Source organism: Protofrankia sp. Cr1, from assembly GCF_963555865.1.
Lineage (GTDB): Bacteria > Actinomycetota > Actinomycetes > Frankiales > Frankiaceae > Protofrankia.
The window spans coordinates 5,629-9,381 of record NZ_CAUVXO010000123.1 but is presented as its reverse complement, the minus strand read 5'-3'; the positions used below and the strand labels follow the sequence as shown (position 1 = coordinate 9,381).

General features: G+C 68.5%; 4 protein-coding genes. 3 read left to right on the top strand and 1 reads right to left on the bottom strand.

Annotated elements, in window-relative coordinates:
• The first annotated feature begins 176 nt into the window (after positions 1–176).
• Entirely contained in the window at positions 177–1,013 is an 837-nt protein-coding gene (locus tag U9980_RS12310; protein WP_322768028.1) for an SDR family oxidoreductase, read from the top strand.
• Between the two features lie 31 nt (positions 1,014–1,044).
• On the opposite strand, the gene U9980_RS12305 is transcribed toward U9980_RS12310, so the two are convergent.
• Positions 1,045–1,473 (bottom strand): PGPGW domain-containing protein, encoded by a 429-nt coding sequence (locus U9980_RS12305; RefSeq protein ID WP_322768027.1) that lies wholly within the window; start codon positions 1,471–1,473, stop codon positions 1,045–1,047.
• Positions 1,474–1,695: 222 nt separating this feature from the next.
• Between U9980_RS12305 and nhaA the strand changes: the two genes are divergently transcribed.
• Complete coding sequence (gene nhaA / locus U9980_RS12300) at positions 1,696–2,916, top strand: Na+/H+ antiporter NhaA (protein WP_322768026.1); 1,221 nt, start codon at positions 1,696–1,698, stop codon at positions 2,914–2,916.
• Positions 2,917–2,971: 55 nt separating this feature from the next.
• Entirely contained in the window at positions 2,972–3,745 is a 774-nt protein-coding gene (gene fabI, locus U9980_RS12295) for an enoyl-ACP reductase FabI (protein WP_322768025.1), read from the top strand.
• The last annotated feature ends 8 nt before the right edge of the window (positions 3,746–3,753 follow it).

Below are 3,753 nucleotides of genomic sequence, written 5' to 3'. Positions count from 1 at the left end.
GGGTAGCGCTGCGTTCACTCGTAATGATGTTGCTTATCGGCCGGTATCCTGAACTGTCGGTGGATCGGTGCATAGATCGCCGACATCGCCCGATGATCGTCTGATCTCTGTGTGCACAGCCACCAGGGCCGGCCTTCGCGGTAGACGGAGGTATCGATCATGATTGGATCGGTCACATGAAGGATCTTGTCGGGCAAACGTTCCTGGTGACCGGCGCCAACACCGGGATTGGTCTGGCTACGGCCTGTGATCTTGCTCTGCGTGGCGGGCGGCTGTACATCGCCTGCCGATCGGAGGCCAAGGGGCGAGCCGTCGTTGACGACATCGTGCGGACGACCGGGAACGAGGCCGTCGCCTTCCTTTCCCTGGACCTTGCCGACCTGGCGTCCGTGCGTCGGTGCGCCGCGGACTTCCTCGCTCTGGGTCAGCCGCTGCACGGGCTCATCAACAACGCCGGTGTCGCCGGGCATCAGGGCATCACCCGGGATGGCTTCGAGCTGGCTTTCGGGGTCAACCACCTCGGCCATTTCATGCTCACCACCGCCGTGCTCGACTGTCTGGTGGCCAGTGCGCCTGCTCGCGTTGTCACCGTCTCCAGCGACGGGCATTACCGGGCCAAGGGGATCGACTTCACAATGCTACGCAAACCCACGCACAGCATCACCGGATTTCCCGAATATGCGGTGTCCAAGTTGTGCAACGTACTGTTCACCCAGGAGCTCGGCCGTCGGCTGGCCGGTCGTGGTGTCACGACATACGCCGTGAACCCCGGCGCGGTGGCGTCCGACATCTGGCGGCGGGTGCCCTGGCCGATCCGGCCGCTGATCAAAATGCCGATGCGCTCCACCGAGGACGGCGCCCGCACATCGGTCTACTGCGCCACGGCCCCGGAGCTGGCGGGCGTGACCGGCCGTTTCTACGACAACTGCCGCGAACGGCAACCGAGCCGGGTCGTCAGCGAGGAGCTCGCCCGGCTGTTGTGGGAACACAGCGAAACCTGGACGGCGGCCTGACCCCGCGTACAGCTACCGGCGCGCAGCGGCGTCAGTCGCGGGTCGGTCGGCCGGCGTCGCGTACCGGTCGGGCCTGCCACAGGCTGACCAGCATCGTGATCAGGATCACCAGGCCGCCGAAGATGAGGCTGCCGCCCGTCCACGGAGAGGAGAAAGGCAGCGCTTCCACGACAATCCACGCGACGCCGGCGGCAACCATGGCCAGCCCGAAGACGATCGTGAAAACGGATGACCACACCGCCGCCGCGGCCTGGTCAGCAAGGTCGGCGGCCTTCTGCCACGCCCGTTCGAACCGTCGGCGGGCCCATGGGTACTCCAGACTCAGGATGAAGAACCCCAGCGCGACGATGAGGAATCCTGGGCCGGGCAGGGCGAGCAGCGCAACCCCCACCCCGAGCACGCCCACTCCGAGCACGGTCACCACGATCCGGCGGACCAGGCGGGCACTCCTGTTGAGCACCGCGGCACCGCCTTTCCGCGGGACGTCATGCAGGACGGGACGCGGGTCCTCACGCGGGTCCGGTTGACCAGGCGCCGCCGTGTCCGCTGCGTGTCCATCGGCCGAGTGCCACCTGCGGTGGGACATTGTTGCCACGGTACCCAGCGAACGGAGCGTGCGATCGTTGGCCGTGGCCGCCCTGGGCGGGCCGTTCCCGGAAGGAAACCGGTGGCACGCAGGCGAGTGACCACACATTCCCGCGTCCCCCAGGTTCTGTCGAGCCGTGGGGAGTTCGCCGAGTTCCTCCGCCAGGAGACCACCGGTGGCTTCCTGCTGCTGGGAGCCACCCTGATTGCCCTGGTGTGGGCAAACGTCGCCGGCGGCACGTACCGGGAGGTCTGGGATGCGCAGCTGGGCTTCGGCCCGTCCTGGTTGCATCTGAACCATCTGAGCGCCGGGGCGCTGGTGGCCGACGGCCTGCTCGCGGTGTTCTTCTTCGTCGCGGGCCTTGAGCTCAAGCGGGAACTCGTCGTCGGGGAGCTCTCGGACGCTCGCGCCGCTGTCCTGCCGGTCGTCGCGGCGCTCGGCGGCATGGTCGCCCCGGCTCTGGTGTTCCTGGCGGTTGCCCGGGGCGCGCCGGGGGCGGCTAACGGCTGGGCGATCCCGGTGGCCACCGACATCGCCTTCGCACTCGGTGTGCTGGCCCTGGCCGGGACGAACCTGCCCACCTCGATGCGGGTGCTGTTGCTGAGCCTGGCGGTCGTCGACGACATCGGCGCCATCATCCTGATAGCTGTCCTGTTCACCAGCGGGCTCGAACCGGTCTGGCTGGGCGCGGCCGTGCTCCTGCTGGCCGGCTACGCGTTCGCTCAGCGGCGACGGTGGACCTCGCCGCTGCTCTACATCCCATTGGCTCTGGGTGTGTGGATATGCGTACACGCTTGCGGAATACACGCGACCGTCGCCGGTATCGCCCTGGCGCTGCTCACCCGGGTGCGCGCCGACCCCGGTGAGGGCCTCCCACCCGCCGTGCGCCTTGAGCACAGACTGCATCCGCTCTCGGCCGGACTGGTCGTGCCGCTGTTCGCGCTCGCCGAGGCCGGGGTGCCGATCACGGTGACGGCGCTGCGTGCCGTGTTCGAGGACCCTGTGTCCCAGGGCATCATCGCCGGGCTCGTCGTTGGCAAGGTGATCGGTGTTCTCGGCGGTGTGTGGCTCGCGGTGCGGGTCGGCGCGGCGCGGCTGCTCGTCGGGCTCGGCTGGCGCGGGGTGACCCCGATCGGTGTGCTGGCCGGTATCGGGTTCACCGTCAGCCTGCTGATGTCACGGCTTGCCCTCGACGACTTCGGCGCCCAGCAGCGGGCCGCCACCGCGGTGCTCGTCGCGTCCGTGGCGGCCAGTGTCCTCGCAATGATCGTTATGAGGCTTGTCGGTCGTGCGAAACCCACCGTCCGCGGCGGGTGAATTTGTCGGTGCGGCGTCTCGCCAGCAGCTGGTGATGTTTGGCAGGATGCCGGCTGTGAGTGGACTCCTTGCAGGTAAGCGCATCCTCGTCACCGGCGTCCTGACGGACGCGTCCATCGCGTTCGGGGTCGCCCGGATCGCCCAGGAACAGGGCGCGACGGTGGTGCTGACCGGATTTGGCCGCGGGCTGTCGCTGACCCGCCGGATCGCCAAGCGGCTCCCCGACGAGGCTCCCGTCATCGAGTTGGACGTGACCGACGAAGAGCACCTGAGCGCGTTGGCCGACCGGATCCTTGAGCACACCGACGGGTTGGACGGTGTCCTGCACGCGGTTGGCTTCGCACCCGAATCCGTGCTGGGCGGCAAGCCGTTCGTGGAGGCACCCTGGGCCGAGGTCGCCACCGCCGTGCAGGTCTCGACCTGGTCGCTGGCCTCCCTGTGCCGGGCGACCCTGCCGTTGTTCGGTGAGCGGGTTTCGGTCGTCGGGCTCGACTTCGACGCGGCTGTGGCCTGGCCGTCCTATGACTGGATGGGTGTGGCCAAGGCCGGCCTGGAGTCCGCGACCCGCTATCTCGCTCGTGATCTCGGACCTCGGGGCGTCCGGGTCAACCTGGTTGCGGCGGGGCCGCTGCGCACGATGGCAGCCAAGAGCATCCCCGGCTTCGAGCGGTTCGAGGCTGTCTGGGACGAGCGCGCGCCGCTCGGCTGGAACATCCATGACACCGGCCCCGCGGCCCAGGCCTGCGTGGCGCTGCTGTCGGACTGGTTCCCCGCCACCACCGGAGAGATCATTCATGTGGACGGCGGTGTGCACGCGATCGGTACGTGATCCGTAGG

Coding starts and splice junctions, on each gene's coding strand:
- U9980_RS12310 (WP_322768028.1), top strand. CDS start 177: ATGAAGGATCTTGTCGGGCAAACGTTCCTGGTGACCGGCGCCAACACC.